Source organism: Nocardia sp. MH4, from assembly GCF_019266065.1.
GTDB lineage: Bacteria > Actinomycetota > Actinomycetes > Mycobacteriales > Mycobacteriaceae > Nocardia > Nocardia canadensis.
Map to the genome: position 1 here is coordinate 345,337 of NZ_LPNR01000112.1, position 16,992 is coordinate 362,328.

Consider the following 16,992-nt stretch of genomic DNA (forward strand, 5'->3'; position numbering starts at 1 on the left):
ATCCAGGCAGACTTTAGCGTACAATAGCCAGATTCGGCACCCCTCATCGAGATCGGCGGGAAATTCTCGTCGACCACGCCGACCGACCGACCTACGCTGAACCGCATGACCAGCCGACCTCTCGTGGCGATCCTGTCCGGCGCCGGTGTCTCCACCGACAGCGGGATCCCCGACTATCGCGGCCCGCAGGGCCTGTGGCAGCGCGATCCCGACGCCCAGAAGCTGGTCACCTACGACTATTACATGCGCGATCCCGACATCCGTCGCCGCTCCTGGCTCATGCGCGGCGAACACCCGGCCTGGCGGGCCGAGCCGAATGCCGCCCACCACGCCGTAACCGCGCTGGCGGCGAGCGGGGTGGCGGTGCGAGTGATCACCCAGAACGTCGACGGCCTGCACCAGCTCGCCGGCCTGCCCGACCGCAAGGTCGTCGAACTGCACGGCAACGCCCGCACGGCGGTGTGCACCGAGTGCGGTGACCGCACGACCACCGAGTCCGCCCTCGAACGGATCGCGGCGGGCGAGGACGATCCGGCCTGCCTGCGCTGCGGCGGCATTCTCAAGACGGCCACCGTCATGTTCGGCCAGGCCCTCGATCCCGGGGTGCTCGCGCAGGCGATGACGATCGCCCAGGCGTGCACCGTGTTCATCGCGGTCGGCACGAGCTTGCAGGTCCAGCCCGCCGCGTCGCTGGCCGGGGTGGCCGCCGAGCACGGCGCCCGGCTGATCATCGTCAACGCCGAACCCACGCCCTACGACGACCTCGCCGACGAGGTGATCCGCGAGCCCATCGGCACCGCTCTGCCCGCCCTCCTGGCCACCCTCGGCTGATGCGGCCCGGCGCGAGGGCGGCCACCCGGCTGGTGCCGGGTCATGACCGTCGACACCGGCACCGAATGAACCCGCCGCGCTTCTGTTTCGTAGCACTCGAACGGCCGACGACGCGGCCACGGCAGCGACGGAGGCCTGATGCGAGTGATGTTCGTGGCCATGCCACTACTCGGGCACCTGTTTCCGATGATGCCGCTGGCCGCCCGCCTGCAGCGGCGCGGACATCGGGTCATGATCGCCACGGGAGGCGCCGCCACCGCGGCCGTGCGCACGCAGCTTCCGGTCGCCGAGGTCGCTCCCCCGATCGACTACGTCCGTTCGGCGGTGCGCGGGCTCGGGGCCCAGCCCCTGCTGGCCGTGCGGTCGGCGCAGGGGATGGCCGATGCGCGGGGTGGCGCACGGGTCTTCGCCGTCACCAATCGGCCGATGCTCGCGCCCTTGCTCGCGGCGGCCCGTGAGTTCCGGCCGGAGCTGATCGTGCACGAACCGTTCGCCTCGGCCGCCGCGATCGTGGCCGCCCAGCTGGGTGTTCCCACGCTCCTGCACAACATCGCCCTCGACGACGGCACCGTCATCCGCCGGGAACTGCTGCGGCTGCTCACCGACGCCGATCTCCCCGCGCCCGTGCGGACCCTGTCGATCGCGCCGCCGAGCATCGTCGAGGTCAGCGGGCGTCCGCTGCGCTACACCCCGTACGCCCCGCCCCAGGCCCGCACCCCTCCGTTCCTGCGCGAACCGTCCACGCGCGCCCGCATTCTGGTCACGCGCAGCACGATGCTCGGCGACGGCCCCGACGCGATGGTGCGTGCGATCGTGCGCGCGGCCCCCGAGGTCGACGCCGAGATCGTCATCGTCCGGCCCGATCGAAAGATCCAGCGCGCCACCGCACTTCCGGCTGGTGTCACGACGACGGGCTGGATCGCCCTGCACGAAGCCCTGCCGCACTGCACGGCCATGGTGAACCACGCGGGCGCGGGTTCGGTCTTCGCCGCCCTCCAGGCCGGTGTCCCGCAGCTGGCCACCCCCGCTCCCGGCGATCGGGCCTGGAACGCGACCGCGGTGCGACGCCGCGGCGCCGGGATCGCGGTGGCCGCCCGCTCGATCACGGCCGCGCACCTCACGAGCCTGATCGATGACCGCGACCTCGCGACCACCGCCGCATCGGTCGCGAGCGAGATCGCCGCGATGCCCGGCGTCGACGAGGTCGCCGACGAGGTGGTCGCGCTCCTGGCCGCGCGTTGAGCGATCAGTGGTGCGGCTTGCCGAACTCCTCGATCAGCACCGGATACTGTTCGCCGCCGTGCCCGGCGGCGATCGCGCGATCGGCCATCGCCTTGATCAATACCGGCAGCTCGGCGTTGACACCCAGCGCCTCGCACTCCTCGATCAGATGCGCCATCGACCGCACGTCGGTCTCCAGGGCGGCGACCTCGGCGGGGTAGGCGCCCCGGTCGATCTGGGCGGCATAGCCGGGCAGCCACGTCGCGACACCGGTGGCGATCTGCTGGGCGAACGGGGCGTAGGTGGCCGCGTCGACCCCGGCGGTCCGCAGCATCGCCGTGCCTTGGAGCCAGGCGTTGAGCACGCTCCACATCATCGCCAGACCGGCCACGTCGTAGAGGGAGGCCAGGCCGTGGTCGGCACCGAGATGGCTGACGGTGCCGAGTGCTTCCAGCGTCGATCGGTGCGTGGTGACGTCCTCGGCTGCTCCGCTGACCAGGATCACAGCCTCGGCGGTGCCGATGGTCGAGGGGATCGCCATGATGGCGCCGTCGAGGTAGCGGACACCGTGCTCTGCGGCCCAGCGGGCGGTGTCCCTGGCTTGGGCCGAGTCACCCGACGTCAGGTTGAGCAGTGTCGTGCCGGTGGGCGCGACATCGTCGAACAGGGCGCGCACGGCCCGGTAGTCGGTGACGCAGACGATCGTGAGGGGTCCGGCGGCGACGGCCTCGCCGACGGTCGCGGCGCGGTGTGCGCCGCGGGCGACGAGCTGCTCGGTCTTGGCGCTCGTGCGGTTCCAGACGGTGACGGGATGGCCGGCGTCGAGGAACGCGCCGGCGAGTGCGCGGCCCATCAGGCCGAGTCCGAGAACGGTGACGGGTGTGGCGGTGGTGTTGTCCATGGCAGCATCGTCGACGTTCATACCGGTGTGAAGGTCAAGTGAGGATGCGGATGCGGATCGGGGAACTGAGCCATCGGACGGGTGTCAACGCCCATCAGCTGCGCTATTACGAGGCGCAGGGTCTGCTGCCTGCCGAGCGGAGCCCGAACGGCTATCGCGTCTACGACGAGGGTTCGGTGCTGCGGGTCCAGCAGATCCGGCATCTGCTGGGCGCGGGACTGTCCTCCGAGGACATCGCGTTCCTGCTGCCGTGCGCGCAGGGTGAGGTTCCCGAGTTGCCCGGCTGCCCGGAGTTGCTGGGCGCCATGCGATCACGGATGCGCCGGATCACCGAGCAGATCGATCGGCTCACCCGGTCCCGGGACGCGCTCGCCGACTACATCGCGGCCGCCGAGCGTACCGGTGGCGACAGCTATCCGCCGCTGGATGTGCCCGCCTGAGGCTCGAAGGCCTGGCGGGCGCACAGTGGGGTGCAGCGGCGCCCCGGCCGGTTGCTTCACGAGCCGGGCACCGGGTTCCAGCCATGCGGATCTGCACCCCCCCATTCGCGCCGACGACCGAGCTCACGGCTGGAAGGTGGTCTCCGCGATGCGCAGCAACGACCACACCAGCAGGGCGCCCGCGCCGATCGTGAAGAACACGAGCATCGGAATGTCGCCGTCGTCACGGGCTTTCGTGAGGATCTTGATCGCGCCGGCTTCGAGGAACAAGGTCAGCACGAGCAGGGTGAGGACCGCGACCGCCGCCCACATGGCGCCGGGCTGATACGCCCAGTAGCTCGCGATCCAGCCGAACAGCAGCGTGACGGGCAGACCGAACAGCATCCAGCCGAACCCGAGCACGACCAGGTTCTCACCGTGCGCCTTCGCCTCGGTCTCGTTCTCGGCGGCACCGACGGGCAGCACCCGGGCGATCTGCACGACCGCGTGCCCGACACACGCCACCACACAGGCGATGATCAGCGCGAAGTATCCTTCCGCCGGGCCCAGCGATGGCGTGCGCGCCCAGCGGAACGGCAGCCAGCCCGCGCACACCACGAGCCCGACAGCCCCGACCACGATGGGCCGGGCCCGCAACCGGGTCCGCACATAGCCCGCGGGAAACAGGTCACCGCGCCGCCCGTAGAGCCAGCCGACACACATCGGCGCCACCGCACCGACGATCACCGTCAGCCAGCGCCAGTGCGCGGGTGCCAGAAACATCGAGACGAACGCGAGCAGCCACGTCGTGACCACGAGGGCCTGCGCCGGTCGCGCGAGGGCGGTCCACAGCCGGTCGGCCAAGGCCCTGGCCTCGGCTCGCGGATCGAGCTCTGGCGCCGGCTCTGCTTGCACGACAACGATTTCCGGCTCCCCTCTTGCCGCCTCGACGCTGGGCGGGGCGGGCCACTCCCCCTCGAACGCCGAACCCGGACACAGCACGAGGCTGTCGTCGGCGCGGTAGTCGTAGTCGAGGTCGACCTCGCCGTAGTGACGCATCAGCTCCATCTGCCGGGTGATGGCCAGCCCGTGCCAGGATTCGCCGCAGTAGGGGTTCGGGCAGTCCGGGTAGGTCGGGTCGTCGTAGTCGTAGCCGACCCGGGGTTCGCCGTCGCGCATGCTCGCGTCCACGAGCTGGTCGATCTCGTCGAGCAACCGCTGCACAGGCTCGGATTCGGCGCTCAGCGTGGACCCGGCGGGCTCGGCCGCGACGGCGCCTGCGCCGGCCACCGGGTATTCGGTGGCCACCACGTCGACATCGCCGACCACGGGCGGGCTCGCGAACCATCGCCGCCGCACCGCGATCGCGTGGGCGGTGCCGCCCACCATCAGCACGAACAGACACAGGTCGAAGATGGTGTCGCGCACCGGGTCCGGCTCGCTCGCCCACACCTCCACCGCGAACAGACCCAGGTATCCGAGGGCGGCACCGGCCAACGGCCACGACCGTGCCCGGACGGCCAGGACGGCGAACAGCGGCCAGGTCAGCAGGCCGAGCGAGAACAGGGGGACGAACGAGACCACCCAGCTGGCACCGCTGCGTACGGCTGACACGACCTACCCCCACTGCCCGGAAACGATCCGACGATCCTAGGGTCGCCGGATCGTCCGGTCCACACGATTGCCGCCTGTGCCCGGCTACTCCGAGGTGGAGCCGGCAGCGGGCCGTCGACGCTCGCGCACCACCAGGACCACCGCCGCCAGCGACCAGATGACGGCGTAGGCGACCGCACGCATCGCGCTCCAGTTGGTGAGCAGCAGGATCACAGCGACGCCACCGAGGAGGCCGAGGATGCGGGTGGTGCTGGCCGGGCCGGTCATCCGGCGATCATCGCATGATCACCGCTCACCCGTCGACGCGGGCGTCGAGCGCCGGCGCCTGCGCGTCGGCGCGGGGCCTGCGGCTGCTCCAGGCCAGCGCCGGGACGATGAGCAGGGCGATCGCCGCACCGAGCAGGGCCAGGCCGGGGTAGTCGGCCGCCGCGACGATCAGTCCCGAGCCCAGTCCGCCGCCCGCCCCGGCGACGGCGATCCCGACGTCGACGGTGCCCTGCGTGCGGGCACGGGTCGCGACGGGGGTGGCGTCGGCGATCATCGTGGTGCCCGCGACCAGCCCGAGGTTCCAGCCGAGCCCGAGCAGGCCGAGGGCGGCGGCCAGCGCGAGGACCGAACTCGGCGGGGCCAGCGCCGCGGCCAGACCGGCCGCGACCAGGGTCCCCGCGGCGGCGACGGCGACCAGCCCCGCGCCGATCCGGTCGACGAGCAGACCCGACAGCAGCGAGGGCAGATACATTCCCGCCACGTGCACCGCGATCACCACGCCCGCCGCACCGACACCGTGGCCGTGGTGCTGCATGTGGATCGGGGTCATGGTCATCACCGCCGCCATCACCAGCTGGGTCACCACCATCACGGTCGCGCCCGCCACGATCGGCGCCGACCAGGTCTTGCCTGCGGCGAGCTCGGCCGCCGCCGTGGGTTCGTCGGTGCGGACGAGCTCGCGGGCCAGCACGAGCGGATCCGGCCGCAGCAGCACCCACAGCACCAGACCGGCGAGCAGATAGGCCGCACCGGAGAGTACGAACGGCCCCGACAGCGGCGGGATTCCCCAGGCGGTGGCCAGACTCGCCATGGGATGCAACAGATTCGGCCCGACCACGGCGCCCACCGTCGTCGCGACCAGCACCGTGCTGATCGCGCGGGCCCGATGCGCGGGTGTGGCGAGGTCGGCGCCCGCGTACCTGGCCTGCAAGCTGGTCGCGGTACCGGCGCCGTAGACGATCAGCGAGGCGAACAACAGCCCGAGACTTCCGGTGACCGCCGCGGCGACGACACCGAAACTGCCCAGCGCTCCGACCAGGTAGCCGACGGTGAGACCGGCCCGGCGCCCGGCGCGCTGCGAGATCCGGCCGACACCGACCGCGGCGGCCGCCGACCCGACGGTGAACATGGCGCTGGGCAGTCCGGCCAATCCGGTCGACCCGAGCATGTCCTGCGCCAGCAGCGCGCCGACCGTGATACCCGCGGCGAGTCCCGCTCCGCTGAAGATCTGGGCCGCCACGAGCACGGCGAGAGTGCGCCGCTGGGCGGGATGTTCGCTCATGGTCGTCAACAGTGCGGCAAAGGTGGACGTCCGTCCAATCGTTTCCTTCGCGCACGATCGGCTCGTGTCCAGCGTTTCACTCGGCGTGCGCGAATCAGGCCACCAGATCCATCCGCAGGAACTCGGTGATGCGCAGCAGCTTCGGCGGCCGCGCCACATTCTCGGGCAGCGCCCGGAATGCCTCGTCCTCGCCCACGACGACCGGTGCGGTCAGTTCCAGCTCCCGCCCGTCGACCCGCAGTCGGGCCCGGCCCGCGGCCAGCACGTTGCGCGCCCAGTCGCAGCGCGCGCCGTAGACGAGGACGAACACATAGCCCCCGTCGACGGGATAGGCGTCCAGGGGCGTGCGATACGTCGTCCCCGACCGTCGGCCGACATGGATGAGCACCGGCGATTTCCCGCCCTCGATCGCGCGCGGATTGAACACGCGCTTGTTGATCTGACCCCACCACCGCGGCATCGGCATCGGGTTCTCCTCCCTGCGACATCCCGGATGGACTTACATAGGTAAGGCTGTCTTACGACTGTAAGCTTGTCAACACTTCCGAGCCCAGGAGCTGCCGTGACCCGACCACCCCTCAGCCGCGAACGCGTCCTCGACGCCGCCATCCGCGTCGCGGACCGCGCCGGCGCCGAAGCGATCACGATGCGGCGGGTGGCCCAGGAACTCGGGGTGGAGGCGATGTCGCTGTATCACCACGTGCCGAACAAGGACGCGATCCTCGACGGTGTGGTCGACACGGTGTTCGCCGCCATCGACCTACCCCCCACCGACCGCGACGACTGGCGCGAGGCGATCCGTGCCCGCGCGGCCTCCGCGCACCGGGTCCTGTCCCAGCACACCTGGGCACTGGGACTCATGGACTCCCGGCGCCACCCCGGCCCGGCGACACTGCGCCACCACGACGCCGTCCTCGGGGTGCTGCGCACCGCCGGATTCAGCCTGCCCATGGCGGCGCACGCCATCTCACTCATCGACAGCTACGTCGGCGGCTACGTCCTACAGGAAGCGAACCTGCCCGTGAGGACGCCCGGTGAGGTCGCCGAGGTCGCCACCGACATCCTCGCGACCCTGCCCGCCGAGGACTTGCCGCATCTCACCGAACTGATCGTCGAGCACGCCCTGCGCCCGGGCTACGACCACACCGCCGAGTTCGCCTACGGGCTCGATCTGATCCTGGACGCGCTCGAACTACGCCGCGCCTGACACGACGACCATCACCGGGCGGGTGGGCACCCGCCCGGACGTGGACTACCGCCGCACTCAGTGACCGGCGGGATCGGTCAGGTGCAGTCCCTCGCCGACCTTGATCCGGCGATGTTCGGCCAGCACGATCGCCACTCCCGACAGCAGGCACACACCGCAGATCAGCCCTGCGATCACTGCCCACCCGGCGAAGCCGGAACCCGCGGCCGTCAAGGTCGCGGCGAGAAAGACGATGCCGACACCGATGAGGAACAAACCGGGCCAGTTGAGGGAGTCCTGGATGGACTCCCCCGCGTGGGAGCGGAAGGTGCGTTCGGTATCAGGGAACCTGTGTACGTGCGGATCGCGGTGCGAAGCCCACGGATCGGGGTGTGTAGCCATGGCCTGCCGTCCTTTCGACGAGCGTCCCGTATCCCATGCCTACCCCTGATCGCGCCGAACTACCAGCGGAGTTGTGCGTCAGTCCCGACCGAGAACGAAGAAATAGGGATCGGGGAGGTCACGGAAGTCCATCAGACCGAACACGGTGTCCTCGTCGACCCGGCGGAACACGTCGATGATCGCCAGGTGGTCGTAGACCATCGCCGCCGTCACGACTCCGCGATGTTGTACCGAACGCAACCTGGCCCGGTACCGACGAGTGCGCAAGACCGGCTTCAGCACTCCGAGCAGTCCGCGGCCGCGCCGCACCAGCGAGTGCGGCACCTTGTCGGCCACCCCCAGCGGCACCTTCTTCGGGTCGACGGCGAAGATCTCGCCCGCGGGATCGCAGAACAGCAGCGGGTGCACACTGTCGAGGCCGTCGAACTGCTTGCCGTACCAGCCCGAGGCCTCGAGCAACCCGTCGAGCCCGTGCCCGGTGGCCAGCTCGCGCCCGTGCCATCGGCCGGTCAGCTCGGCAGGCGAGACGGCCGGGAGGCTGTCGAACAGGGCCAGCGCGTCCGCCCTGTCGCAGGCGGAGCCGAGCGCGGCGAGGTGATCGGTGGCGGTCATGGAGTCCTCTCCGGAACGGCTCATGCGGGCAACCGCAGCGCGCCCGGCGCCGAGGCGGGCACGACGGGATGGGCGGGGGCGACGGGCGCGACCCGCTGATAGGCGGCACCCAGGGCTGGGCGCGGATCGGCCTCGCCCTTGTTGGGCCAGTACGCCATCGCGCGTTCGGCCTGCGCGGTGATGGTCAGCGACGGGTTGACCCCGAGGTTCGCGGTGATCGCGCTGCCGTCGGCGATGTGCAGGCCGGGGTAGCCGTAGATCCGCTGGTAGGGGTCGATCACGCCGGTATCGCTCGAGTCACCGATCGTGCAGCCGCCGATGTAGTGCGCGGTGGCGGGAATGTTGAAGATGTCGGTGGCGATATTGCCGCTGACACCGTCGCATTCGTCGGCGTACTTGCGGGCGATCTCGTGCGCGAGCGGAATCCACTCGGGATTCGGTTCGCCGCTGCCCTGTTTGGTGACCAACCTGCGTCCCTTGAGGTACGAGGTCAGCGAGTTGTCCAGCGACTGCATGACCAGCAGGATCACCGACCGGTTCGAGGCGCCGTGCGCGTTCTGCGACCGCAGGAACTGGATCGGGTGCAGCAGGATCGTCAGCAGCAGGCGCAGGAACCGGAACGCGCCACCGTCGACCATCGGCACCGTCTGCAGGAACAGCGCGTTCTGCCCGGTGCCGTAGGTGCACACCTCGACGTGGGTCTGCGGCTCCGGGTGGATGGAGGAGGTGATGGCCACGCCCTGGGAGAAGTCCTTGCGGGACTTGCTGGTGACGCCGATGATCGCCTCGGAGTTGCTGCGCGTCAGCTCCCCGACCCGGGGCGAGAGCTGGGGCAGCGTGCCGTCGGCGCGCAGCTTGTGCAGCAGCTTCTGGGTGCCCAGCGCCGCGGCCGCGAACACCACCTGCTGGGCGGTGAACGTGCGCCGCTGCTTGCGCAGCCACCCGTTCGAGGCGACGGTCTCGACCCGGTAGCCGCCGGCACCGTCGGGCGCCACCGAGGTCACCGTGGTCAGCGGATGCACCTGCGCGCCCCGGCTTTCCGCCAGATGCAGGTAGTTGACCGTGGTGGTGTTCTTCGCGTTGTGCTTGCAGCCGGTGAAGCAGTCCGAACAGTGGATGCAGCCCGCCCGCCGCGGACCGGCGCCGCCGAAGTAGGGGTCGTCGACCTCGACGCCTTCCTCGCCCTCGTTGAAGAACACCCCGACCTGGGTGCGATGGAAGGTGTCGGCGACGTTCATGCCGCGCGCGACCTGCAGCAGCACTTCGTCCTTCGGGCCGATCCGCGGGTTCTCCACGACACCCAGCATCCGCTTGGCCTGGTCGTAGTAGGGCGCGAGTTCGCTCTTCCAGTCGGTGATGTGCGCCCACGCGCGGTCCTGGTAGAACTCCGGCAGCGGCTCGTAGAGGGTGTTGCCGTAGATCAGCGAGCCACCGCCGACGCCGGAGCCGCTGAACACCAGGCATTTGCCGAGCACGCTGATGCGCTGCGGTCCGGTCAGACCCAGCCGCGGCGCCCAGATGGCCTTGGGAATGTTCCAGTTCGTCTTCGGGTAGTCCTCGGCGTTCCAGCGCCTGCCGGATTCGAGAACACCGACCCGGTAGCCCTTCTCGGTCAGGCGCAGCGCGGTCACGCTGCCACCGAATCCGGAGCCGACGACGATCACGTCGTAGTCGTAGTCAGTCATGCGGAGATCACCTCGTAGTCGGCGGCGTCGAATCGCGCCTGCTTCTTGTATTGGATGCCGAGCAGCGGCCAGTTCGTGGTGATGCGGCCGTCGGCCTGCCGATACCACGACGAGCACCGGCTCCACACGCTGTCGGTGAGCTGAGCCTGGATACGCGTGTCGTAGGCCTGTTCGACCTCGGGCCGCACGGTCAGCGGTTTGCCGGTGGCGGCCAGATGGGCCACGTAGTCACCGAGGTACTCGGCCTGGGTCTCGAGGAAGTAGATGATCGAGCCACCACCGGTATTGGTGTTGGGCCCGTACATGATGAACAGGTTCGGGAACCGCGGCACCGTCATGCCGTAGTAGGCGTGCGCGCCGGTGCGCCATTCCTGGTCGAGCGCGAGCCCGCCCGCGCCGGTGATCGACATCGGCGCGAGGAACTCGGTCGACTTGAACCCGGTCCCCCAGATGATGACGTCGACCTCGTGTTCGCGGCCGTCGGCGGTGCACACCCCGGTCGGGGTGATCCCGGTGATCTTGTCGGTGCTCACCTCGACATTCGGCTGGGTCAGCGCGGGCAGGTAGTTGTCGGAGAACAGCATCCGCTTGCAGCCGATGGGATAGTCGGGCCACACCTGCTCGAACAGGCCCGGTTTGGCCGCGGTCTGCCTGCGCATGTGCCACTTGGAGATCGCCCGGATGGCGGCGGCCAGCGGCTTGGCGTAGACCCAGGCCAGGCTGAGCCCTTCGACCACGCTGTACCAGGTGCCGCGCTCGGCCAGCTCGGTCACCGGCAACTTCTCGAACACCCGGTGGTGCAGGGAACCGAATTCACGGTCCGGGCGCGGGACGATGTAGGGCGCGGTGCGCTGGAACAGGGTCAGCTTCGCCACGCGCGGCTGGATCTCGGGCACGAACTGGACCGCACTGGCCCCCGTGCCGATCACCGCGACGCGCTTGCCCGTCAGATCGATGTCGTGGTTCCACTCCGCGGAGTGGAAAGTGGTGCCCGCGAAGCTTTCCCGGCCCTCGATGGCGGGCAGCGCGGGACGTGAGAGCTGGCCGACCGCGGGCACGACGACATCGACCCGGACCTGTTCGCCCGAGTCCAGGCGCACGGTCCACCGACCCGTCGCGTCGTCGAACTCGGCCCCGGTGACCTCGGTGCCGAAGCGGATGTGGCGGCGCACGTCGTACTTGTCGGCGACGTCACGGATGTAGTCCAGAATCGCCGGTTGCCGCGAGAAGCGGTGCGGCCACCGCGGATTCGGCTCGAAGGAATACGAGTAGAACGGCGAGGGCACATCGCAGGCCGCGCCGGGGTAGGTGTTCTCGCGCCACACGCCGCCGACGTCGTCGGCCTTCTCGAAGACGATGATGTCGTCGAAGCCCCGTTTCTTCAACGCGATCACGGCGGCCAGGCCACCGAATCCGCTGCCGATGACCGCGATCGAAGGTTTCATGGAGCACTCCGGTTGTCGAGGATGGTCCGAACACACAGCTCAGGGGCGTCGCTGAACGGCAGGTGGCCGCAGCCGGGCAGGTCGGTGTGGCGGGCGAACGGCAGTACCGCTCGCGCGCGGGCGCTCTGGGTGCGGTGGGTGAGCACGACATCGCGGGTGCCCCAGGCGATCGTCACCGGGATCGTGGTCAGCGCGCCGGGGTCGTCACCGGTGGCCAGGACATAGGTGGCGAAATCGTCGCGGGCGGCGGCGAAGGCGGTCGCGCCCGCCAGCCCGGCCAGGTCGATTCGCGCGGCGTCGGGCCTCACCTGGGTCGGCTGCCCGAACATCACCGCCAGCAGCGCCGCCCGCCCGGCGCGGTACTCGACCGCCTTGTCCAGGGCCGGACCGGCGACGCGGGCGACCGCGCGCATGGCGGTCAGCGATCCCTGGACCCAGCGCAGGCCGGGACGCCCGTAGAAGCCGACCGGGGAGAACGCGGTGACGGCGGCGGCGACCCCGGTGCGGCCCAGCTCGAGGGCGATGCCGCCGCCCATGGAGCTGCCGACGACGTGCGGGTGCCGGATGTCGTGGTCACCGAGCCACCGCGCCAGCCAGTCGGCGTACCCGCGCGGGCCGGGCAGCACACCGGGCAGTTCCGGCGACGCACCGAATCCCGGCAGGTCGAGCGCGATCACCTCGTGCCGCTCGGCCAGGAGATCGATCACCGGCGCGAAGATCTGCCAGCGGCTGCCGAGACCGTGCACCAGCACGATCGGCGAGCCGGTGCCCCGGCGAATATGAGAGATCTGCGTCATCGCAGCCCTTCACTCAGAAGAAACAGTTACTGCGTACGGTTTCTCGATTGCACCAGGTCACTGGCGCTGCGTCAATAGGCAATCGGGGGAAGATTCGCCCGGCGTTCGCTCATACTTACCGTCAGCGCGTACGATTTGTCGGGTGACCCTGCAACAACCGCGCCGCACCCAGGCCGAACGCCGGGCCTCGACCAGGGCCCTGATCCTCGACTGCACGGCGCAATGCCTGCTCGAACGCGGCTACGCCGCGACCACCGTCAGCGCCGTCCAGGAACGCGCCGGACTGGCCCGCGGCACCGTGCAGCACCACTTCCCCACCCGCGCCGAACTGCTCATCGCGGCCACCACCCGCGTCGTGGATCTGCGGCTCGAGCAGTTCCAGCGCGAAGCCGAACTCCTGCCACCCGGACGCGACCGGCTGCAATCGGTCGTCGACCTGGCCTGGCGCGACCTGAACAGCCCCGCCTTCTTCACCGCGCTGGACCTGTGGGTCGCCGCCCGCACCGACGCCGAGCTCCGCGAACGTCTCGTGCACGAGGAGCGCCGCGTCTTCACCGAGATGCGCAGGCTCTACCTCGAGGTCGTCGGCGAACCGTACGCCGCGGACCCGCGCGCGGAGATCCTCGTCGAATTCACCATCGATCTGCTGACCGGCCTGTCGATGACGGCCATGCTCACCGGCACCCTCGGCGAACGCGAGGCGGTCGTGCGCCGCTGGAAACGCGCCTTGGCCGTGCTCATCGGCCGGCTACCCAGCGACGAACTCCTCGACGGCAGTCCCCTGCCCGCCGTCACCGACTGAGACCGCAATCGGGTCAGCCGATTCCGGCCAGCCCGTTCCAGCACAGCGCGACCGTCGTCTCCACCGCGTCCCGCTTGGGAATCGGCTTGCCCGTGTCCAGCCACTGCCGCGCCGCCAGATGACTGGCGCCGACCACACCGAACGCGCAGGTGAACGCCCGCGCGTCGTCCATCCCGGCCGCACGCAACTCCGCACTCACCAGTACCGCGCACTCACCGAAGGCGTGCCGGGCCCGCCACCGCACGCTCGGCTCGCTGGGCACCGGCGACTCGAAGATCAGCACGTGCCCGTCCGGGTCCTCGTCGACGAAGTCGAAATAGGCCAGCACCGCGCGCCGGACCTTGTCTTCCTGCCCGGTCGCCCCGGCCAGCGCGCTGCGGATCCCGCCGACCATCCGATCCAGATGATGCTGCAGCACCGCCAGATACAGATCGAGCTTGTTCGCGTACAGCGTGTACAGCACGGGCTTGCTCATGCCCGCCCGCAGGCCGATCTGATCCATGCTCGCGCCGTGATAGCCGTGTGCGACGAAGACCTCGCGGGCCGCGTTCAACGCCGCGAGCAGCCGTTCGGCGCGGGCGGCGACGGTCGTCGAATTCGGCGGGGTGTCCTCGTCTTCGGTGCCGAGGATGTCGCTGTGCAGGATCGTCATGTGCGGGACCGTTCGCCGGGTTCGTCGTTCACCATGTCAGCACTGGTTTGACCACGCGCCCGGCCCGCTGGTCGGCGAGCGCGGTGTCGATCTCGGTGTGCGGGTAGCGGCCGATGAGCCGGTCCACCGGGAACCGGCCCTCGGCGTACAGCGAGAGCAGATGCGGCAGGAACGTCGACGGCACGCTGTCGCCCTCGAGGCACCCGCGAATCGTCTTGCCGCGCAACACGATATCGCTGACATCTACCGGCGGCGTCCCCGCGCCGAGCCCGACGGCCACCACGGTCGCCCCGGTGGTCAGCGCGGCGACCGCGTCACCGAGCACCGCGGGCACACCGGTGGTGTCGATCGCGTGGGTAACGCCGCCGCCGGTGAGTTCGCGCAGTCGCGGCACCGTCGGCCCCTCGGCCGGATCCAGCGCGGCCTCGGCACCGAGCGCGAGCGCCGATTCCCGCCGCGCCGCCGAGGTTTCCACGACGACCACCCGCACGCCCGCGACCGTGCGCGCCGCGAGCAACGCCGCCATCCCGACCGCGCCGGCACCGTACACCGCCAGCCAGGCACCCGCGGTGGGCCGCAGCACGTTCAGGACCGCGCCGGCCCCCGTCTGGAAACCACAGCCGAACGGCGCGGCCACAGCCAGATCCAGCGCCGGGTCGACGACGATCGTGTTGTCCTCGGTGGTCAGGGCGTATCCGGCGAAACTCGACTGGCCGAAGAATCCGTCCAGCACCGGGGCACCGTCGAGCAGCACCCGTGGCGCGTCGTGCGCGCGGCGACCGAACTGGTTGAGCGCGACCGAACGCTGACAGTAGGCCGGGCGCCCGTCCACGCAGGCCGAGCACCGACCGCAGTGCCGGAAGGTCAGCACGACATGGTCGCCGGGCCGCACCGTCGCCACCTCGGGCCCGACCGCGGCCACGACACCGGCGCCCTCGTGCCCGAGCAGGATCGGCCGATCCGCCGCGCCCGCGCGCCGGGTCACCAGGTCGGTGTGACAGATGCCCGCCGCGGTGACGCGCACCAGGATCTCCCCGGCGCGCGGCTCGTCGACCTCGATATCCTCGACCGAGAACGCCGCGGCCGGGTCTCGCGACAGGACCGCCGTGGTGCGCATCAGGACACCCGTTCCAGCAGGAAGTAGAAGTGTTCGCCACGGGACAGCACCAGTTCCGCCCGACCGTTCATGATGCCCATCAGTGTGTTCTCGTCGAGCCACTTGAAATGGTCGAACACCGCGCGGCCGTCGTAGACCATCGTCGCGGTCACCTCGCCGCGGAACTCGATGTTCCACAGGGTCGCCTCGCCCTGTCCCAGTTCGACATCGGAGAACAGGGTGCCGTCCTCGGCGCGGCAGATCAGCGGCTTGGCGTCGTCGACCGCGAGGAAGGTCTTGCCGTACCAGCGGCTCGCGGGCAGCGCCCGGCACAGCGGGTGGCCGGTCTGGAAGGCATCGCCGCGCCACTCACCGAGGATGTCGTCGGTGCGGGCCGGGCGTAGCCGGGTCCACAGCGCGTCCAGTTCGGCGGTGGAGACGCCCTCGGTCTGCTCCCGGAGTTGCTGCCAGCGTGGCTTGTCCGCGCCCATGGTGTCCTCGTCTCGCCGATTCCAGAACCATCTGGTTCCGAACGGACCATAGTTCCGAACCAGATGGTTCGGCAAGGGGGTAGGCTTCCGGCCATGCGTGCGGCAGGCGAGGCAACCCGGGAGCGAATACTCGCTGCCGCGAAGGCGGAGTTCGCCGAATTCGGCATCGCGGGCGCCCGGATCAACCGCATCGCCGACGCCGCCCACGCCAGCAAGGACCGCCTCTACGCCTACTTTCCCGGCAAGAACGAGCTCTACGCGGCCGTCACCGAGCGCTGGACCACCGAAACGGCCGAGGAGACCGCGCTCAGCGCCGACGACGTGCCCGCCTACGTCGGCCGCCTGTTCGACCACTTCGTCGCCCACCCCGACAACGCGCGTCTGCAGGCCTGGTCGGACCTGGAACCCGAAGGCGCCCACATCGGCCCGCTGCTGCGCCGCACCATCGACGCCAAACTCGCCGAACTGCGCCGCGGTCAGCGCGAGGGCCTGCTCACCGACGCAGTGCCGCCGGTAATCCTGCTGCGCATGCTCTCCGACCTGACCCGCACCAACGCGATGCAGGCCCGCTTCGCCGCCGAGCGGGGCGACATCGAGCAACTCTCGACCCGCCGCGCCGCGACCGTCTTCGCCGCCGCCCGCATCGTCGCCCCCTAACAGCGCCACTATCGTGGGGCCGATGGGGAGCGTGTGGACGTCGTGGGGGCATGTCCTGATCGCCTGGACGGTGGCGGTGCCGGTGTTAACGGCCGCTACCGCGCTGCTCGTCACTCGTCGGCTCCACGCGGGGCTGCCGCGTCGCCTCGCGCTGCGGCGGTCGATCGCCGAAGTCGGCATCGTCGGCGCGACGCTGCCGTGGGTGTGGATGATCCTCACGCCCGCCACCGGAACACGGGCGGTGAGCTTGATGCCGCTGCGGGACCTCCTCGACACGCTCGGCGCGGCGCCGGGCACCGCGTTCGTCCAGGTGGGCGCCAATCTGATGGTGTTCCTGCCGCTGGGTTTCCTGCTCCCGCTGCGGTTTCCGCGAATGTCGGGCGTCGCGCGGATGACAGCGGTCGGCGCGGTCGTCTCGACCGCGCTGGAGATCCTGCAGTACATCCTCGATCTGGGGCGGGTGACCTCGGTCGACGACGTCCTGCTCAACGCCGTCGGCGCCGGACTCGGCGCGTGGTCGGCGGCCGTCCACGTCGCGCGCCGGGAATCCGGGGCGTCGCGCAGTGACCGGGTGTTGGTCCGGCTCGGCTGGGCGAGCTGAGGCCGTCGCGCGCGGCGCCCACACGCGCTCG

The 16,992-nt window shown here is 70.4% G+C and carries 20 protein-coding genes; 7 read left to right on the forward strand and 13 right to left on the reverse strand.

The genetic code is table 11. The features are described from left to right. Nucleotides 1-105 precede the first annotated feature (105 nt). Nucleotides 106-831: a Sir2 family NAD-dependent protein deacetylase gene (locus ATM97_RS23760; protein WP_255588267.1), complete on the forward strand. Its 726-nt coding sequence runs from the start codon at nucleotides 106-108 to the stop codon at nucleotides 829-831. Between the two features lie 138 nt (nucleotides 832-969). Further along, the gene (locus ATM97_RS23765; RefSeq protein ID WP_218720293.1) at nucleotides 970-2,073 is read left to right on the forward strand and encodes a glycosyltransferase; all 1,104 of its coding nucleotides are present in this window, start codon (nucleotides 970-972) and stop codon (nucleotides 2,071-2,073) included. Between the two features lie 4 nt (nucleotides 2,074-2,077). Here the strand turns inward: ATM97_RS23765 and ATM97_RS23770 are convergent, their stop codons facing one another. After that, entirely contained in the window at nucleotides 2,078-2,953 is an 876-nt protein-coding gene (locus ATM97_RS23770) for an NAD(P)-dependent oxidoreductase (protein WP_218720295.1), read from the reverse strand. A gap of 50 nt (nucleotides 2,954-3,003) precedes the next feature. Here ATM97_RS23770 and ATM97_RS23775 point away from each other — a divergent pair, with 50 nt between their 5' ends. After that, on the forward strand, nucleotides 3,004-3,393 hold the full coding sequence (locus ATM97_RS23775; protein ID WP_218720296.1) for a MerR family transcriptional regulator: 390 nt from the start codon (nucleotides 3,004-3,006) through the stop codon (nucleotides 3,391-3,393). Nucleotides 3,394-3,516: 123 nt separating this feature from the next. Here ATM97_RS23775 and ATM97_RS23780 read toward each other — a convergent pair whose 3' ends face one another. The 4 genes from ATM97_RS23780 to ATM97_RS23795 all read right to left on the reverse strand — a co-directional run bounded on the left by ATM97_RS23780 (nucleotide 3,517) and on the right by ATM97_RS23795 (nucleotide 7,001). Then, nucleotides 3,517-4,986 (reverse strand): hypothetical protein, encoded by a 1,470-nt coding sequence (locus tag ATM97_RS23780; RefSeq protein WP_218720298.1) that lies wholly within the window; start codon nucleotides 4,984-4,986, stop codon nucleotides 3,517-3,519. An 84-nt stretch (nucleotides 4,987-5,070) separates the two neighbouring features. Beyond that, nucleotides 5,071-5,253, reverse strand: coding sequence for a hypothetical protein (locus tag ATM97_RS23785; RefSeq protein WP_218720299.1), 183 nt, complete (start codon nucleotides 5,251-5,253; stop codon nucleotides 5,071-5,073). Nucleotides 5,254-5,278: 25 nt separating this feature from the next. Continuing rightward, nucleotides 5,279-6,535, reverse strand: a complete 1,257-nt coding sequence (locus ATM97_RS23790; RefSeq protein WP_218720300.1) for an MFS transporter — start codon at nucleotides 6,533-6,535, stop codon at nucleotides 5,279-5,281. 94 nt (nucleotides 6,536-6,629) lie between these two features. After that, the gene (locus ATM97_RS23795; RefSeq protein ID WP_218720301.1) at nucleotides 6,630-7,001 is read right to left on the reverse strand and encodes a nitroreductase family deazaflavin-dependent oxidoreductase; all 372 of its coding nucleotides are present in this window, start codon (nucleotides 6,999-7,001) and stop codon (nucleotides 6,630-6,632) included. A gap of 96 nt (nucleotides 7,002-7,097) precedes the next feature. Here ATM97_RS23795 and ATM97_RS23800 point away from each other — a divergent pair, with 96 nt between their 5' ends. Then, nucleotides 7,098-7,742 carry a TetR/AcrR family transcriptional regulator gene (locus tag ATM97_RS23800; RefSeq protein ID WP_218720302.1) on the forward strand — a complete coding sequence of 215 codons (645 nt, stop codon included), beginning with the start codon at nucleotides 7,098-7,100 and terminating at the stop codon, nucleotides 7,740-7,742. A gap of 57 nt (nucleotides 7,743-7,799) precedes the next feature. Here the strand turns inward: ATM97_RS23800 and ATM97_RS23805 are convergent, their stop codons facing one another. The 5 genes from ATM97_RS23805 to ATM97_RS23825 form a co-directional block, all read right to left on the reverse strand. Next, nucleotides 7,800-8,123: a hypothetical protein gene (locus ATM97_RS23805; protein ID WP_218720304.1), complete on the reverse strand. Its 324-nt coding sequence runs from the start codon at nucleotides 8,121-8,123 to the stop codon at nucleotides 7,800-7,802. A 78-nt stretch (nucleotides 8,124-8,201) separates the two neighbouring features. Next, entirely contained in the window at nucleotides 8,202-8,735 is a 534-nt protein-coding gene (locus ATM97_RS23810) for a DUF4334 domain-containing protein (RefSeq protein ID WP_218720555.1), read from the reverse strand. Between the two features lie 20 nt (nucleotides 8,736-8,755). Then, a complete protein-coding gene (locus ATM97_RS23815; protein ID WP_218720305.1) occupies nucleotides 8,756-10,420 on the reverse strand; it encodes a GMC family oxidoreductase in 1,665 nt (554 codons plus the stop codon). After that, on the reverse strand, nucleotides 10,417-11,865 hold the full coding sequence (locus ATM97_RS23820; RefSeq protein WP_218720307.1) for an NAD(P)/FAD-dependent oxidoreductase: 1,449 nt from the start codon (nucleotides 11,863-11,865) through the stop codon (nucleotides 10,417-10,419). Before ATM97_RS23820 ends, ATM97_RS23815 begins: the two co-directional genes overlap by 4 nt. Beyond that, nucleotides 11,862-12,662: an alpha/beta fold hydrolase gene (locus tag ATM97_RS23825; protein ID WP_218720309.1), complete on the reverse strand. Its 801-nt coding sequence runs from the start codon at nucleotides 12,660-12,662 to the stop codon at nucleotides 11,862-11,864. Before ATM97_RS23825 ends, ATM97_RS23820 begins: the two co-directional genes overlap by 4 nt. 142 nt (nucleotides 12,663-12,804) lie before the next feature. Here ATM97_RS23825 and ATM97_RS23830 point away from each other — a divergent pair, with 142 nt between their 5' ends. Beyond that, complete coding sequence (locus ATM97_RS23830; protein WP_218720310.1) at nucleotides 12,805-13,464, forward strand: TetR/AcrR family transcriptional regulator; 660 nt, start codon at nucleotides 12,805-12,807, stop codon at nucleotides 13,462-13,464. A gap of 13 nt (nucleotides 13,465-13,477) precedes the next feature. Here ATM97_RS23830 and ATM97_RS23835 read toward each other — a convergent pair whose 3' ends face one another. Genes ATM97_RS23835 through ATM97_RS23845 form a run of 3 tightly spaced genes read right to left on the reverse strand, consistent with a single transcriptional unit; the run spans nucleotide 13,478 to nucleotide 15,703 of the window. Beyond that, nucleotides 13,478-14,116, reverse strand: a complete 639-nt coding sequence (locus tag ATM97_RS23835; protein WP_218720312.1) for a TetR/AcrR family transcriptional regulator — start codon at nucleotides 14,114-14,116, stop codon at nucleotides 13,478-13,480. Nucleotides 14,117-14,144: 28 nt separating this feature from the next. Further along, on the reverse strand, nucleotides 14,145-15,233 hold the full coding sequence (locus ATM97_RS23840) for an NAD(P)-dependent alcohol dehydrogenase (protein ID WP_218720313.1): 1,089 nt from the start codon (nucleotides 15,231-15,233) through the stop codon (nucleotides 14,145-14,147). After that, on the reverse strand, nucleotides 15,233-15,703 hold the full coding sequence (locus ATM97_RS23845; protein ID WP_218720315.1) for a DUF4334 domain-containing protein: 471 nt from the start codon (nucleotides 15,701-15,703) through the stop codon (nucleotides 15,233-15,235). Before ATM97_RS23845 ends, ATM97_RS23840 begins: the two co-directional genes overlap by 1 nt. A gap of 93 nt (nucleotides 15,704-15,796) precedes the next feature. On the opposite strand from ATM97_RS23845, the gene ATM97_RS23850 reads away from it, so the two are divergent. Both ATM97_RS23850 and ATM97_RS23855 read left to right on the forward strand, forming a co-directional pair. Continuing rightward, nucleotides 15,797-16,360, forward strand: a complete 564-nt coding sequence (locus tag ATM97_RS23850; protein WP_218720317.1) for a TetR/AcrR family transcriptional regulator — start codon at nucleotides 15,797-15,799, stop codon at nucleotides 16,358-16,360. 22 nt (nucleotides 16,361-16,382) lie between these two features. Beyond that, nucleotides 16,383-16,961 carry a VanZ family protein gene (locus tag ATM97_RS23855; protein ID WP_218720318.1) on the forward strand — a complete coding sequence of 193 codons (579 nt, stop codon included), beginning with the start codon at nucleotides 16,383-16,385 and terminating at the stop codon, nucleotides 16,959-16,961. Nucleotides 16,962-16,992: the final 31 nt, after the last annotated feature.

What these genes read in the sequence shown, in the direction of transcription:
- ATM97_RS23820 (WP_218720307.1), bottom strand. Translation starts at nt 11,865, where the DNA reads ATGAAACCTTCGATCGCGGTCATCGGCAGCGGATTCGGTGGCCTGGCC.
- ATM97_RS23855 (WP_218720318.1), top strand. Translation starts at nt 16,383, where the DNA reads ATGGGGAGCGTGTGGACGTCGTGGGGGCATGTCCTGATCGCCTGGACG.
- ATM97_RS23795 (WP_218720301.1), bottom strand. Translation starts at nt 7,001, where the DNA reads ATGCCGATGCCGCGGTGGTGGGGTCAGATCAACAAGCGCGTGTTCAAT.
- ATM97_RS23845 (WP_218720315.1), bottom strand. Translation starts at nt 15,703, where the DNA reads ATGGGCGCGGACAAGCCACGCTGGCAGCAACTCCGGGAGCAGACCGAG.
- ATM97_RS23785 (WP_218720299.1), bottom strand. Translation starts at nt 5,253, where the DNA reads ATGACCGGCCCGGCCAGCACCACCCGCATCCTCGGCCTCCTCGGTGGC.
- ATM97_RS23840 (WP_218720313.1), bottom strand. Translation starts at nt 15,233, where the DNA reads ATGCGCACCACGGCGGTCCTGTCGCGAGACCCGGCCGCGGCGTTCTCG.
- ATM97_RS23825 (WP_218720309.1), bottom strand. Translation starts at nt 12,662, where the DNA reads ATGACGCAGATCTCTCATATTCGCCGGGGCACCGGCTCGCCGATCGTG.
- ATM97_RS23850 (WP_218720317.1), top strand. Translation starts at nt 15,797, where the DNA reads ATGCGTGCGGCAGGCGAGGCAACCCGGGAGCGAATACTCGCTGCCGCG.
- ATM97_RS23760 (WP_255588267.1), top strand. Translation starts at nt 106, where the DNA reads ATGACCAGCCGACCTCTCGTGGCGATCCTGTCCGGCGCCGGTGTCTCC.
- ATM97_RS23810 (WP_218720555.1), bottom strand. Translation starts at nt 8,735, where the DNA reads ATGACCGCCACCGATCACCTCGCCGCGCTCGGCTCCGCCTGCGACAGG.
- ATM97_RS23765 (WP_218720293.1), top strand. Translation starts at nt 970, where the DNA reads ATGCGAGTGATGTTCGTGGCCATGCCACTACTCGGGCACCTGTTTCCG.
- ATM97_RS23775 (WP_218720296.1), top strand. Translation starts at nt 3,004, where the DNA reads ATGCGGATCGGGGAACTGAGCCATCGGACGGGTGTCAACGCCCATCAG.
- ATM97_RS23770 (WP_218720295.1), bottom strand. Translation starts at nt 2,953, where the DNA reads ATGGACAACACCACCGCCACACCCGTCACCGTTCTCGGACTCGGCCTG.
- ATM97_RS23815 (WP_218720305.1), bottom strand. Translation starts at nt 10,420, where the DNA reads ATGACTGACTACGACTACGACGTGATCGTCGTCGGCTCCGGATTCGGT.
- ATM97_RS23805 (WP_218720304.1), bottom strand. Translation starts at nt 8,123, where the DNA reads ATGGCTACACACCCCGATCCGTGGGCTTCGCACCGCGATCCGCACGTA.
- ATM97_RS23790 (WP_218720300.1), bottom strand. Translation starts at nt 6,535, where the DNA reads ATGAGCGAACATCCCGCCCAGCGGCGCACTCTCGCCGTGCTCGTGGCG.
- ATM97_RS23835 (WP_218720312.1), bottom strand. Translation starts at nt 14,116, where the DNA reads ATGACGATCCTGCACAGCGACATCCTCGGCACCGAAGACGAGGACACC.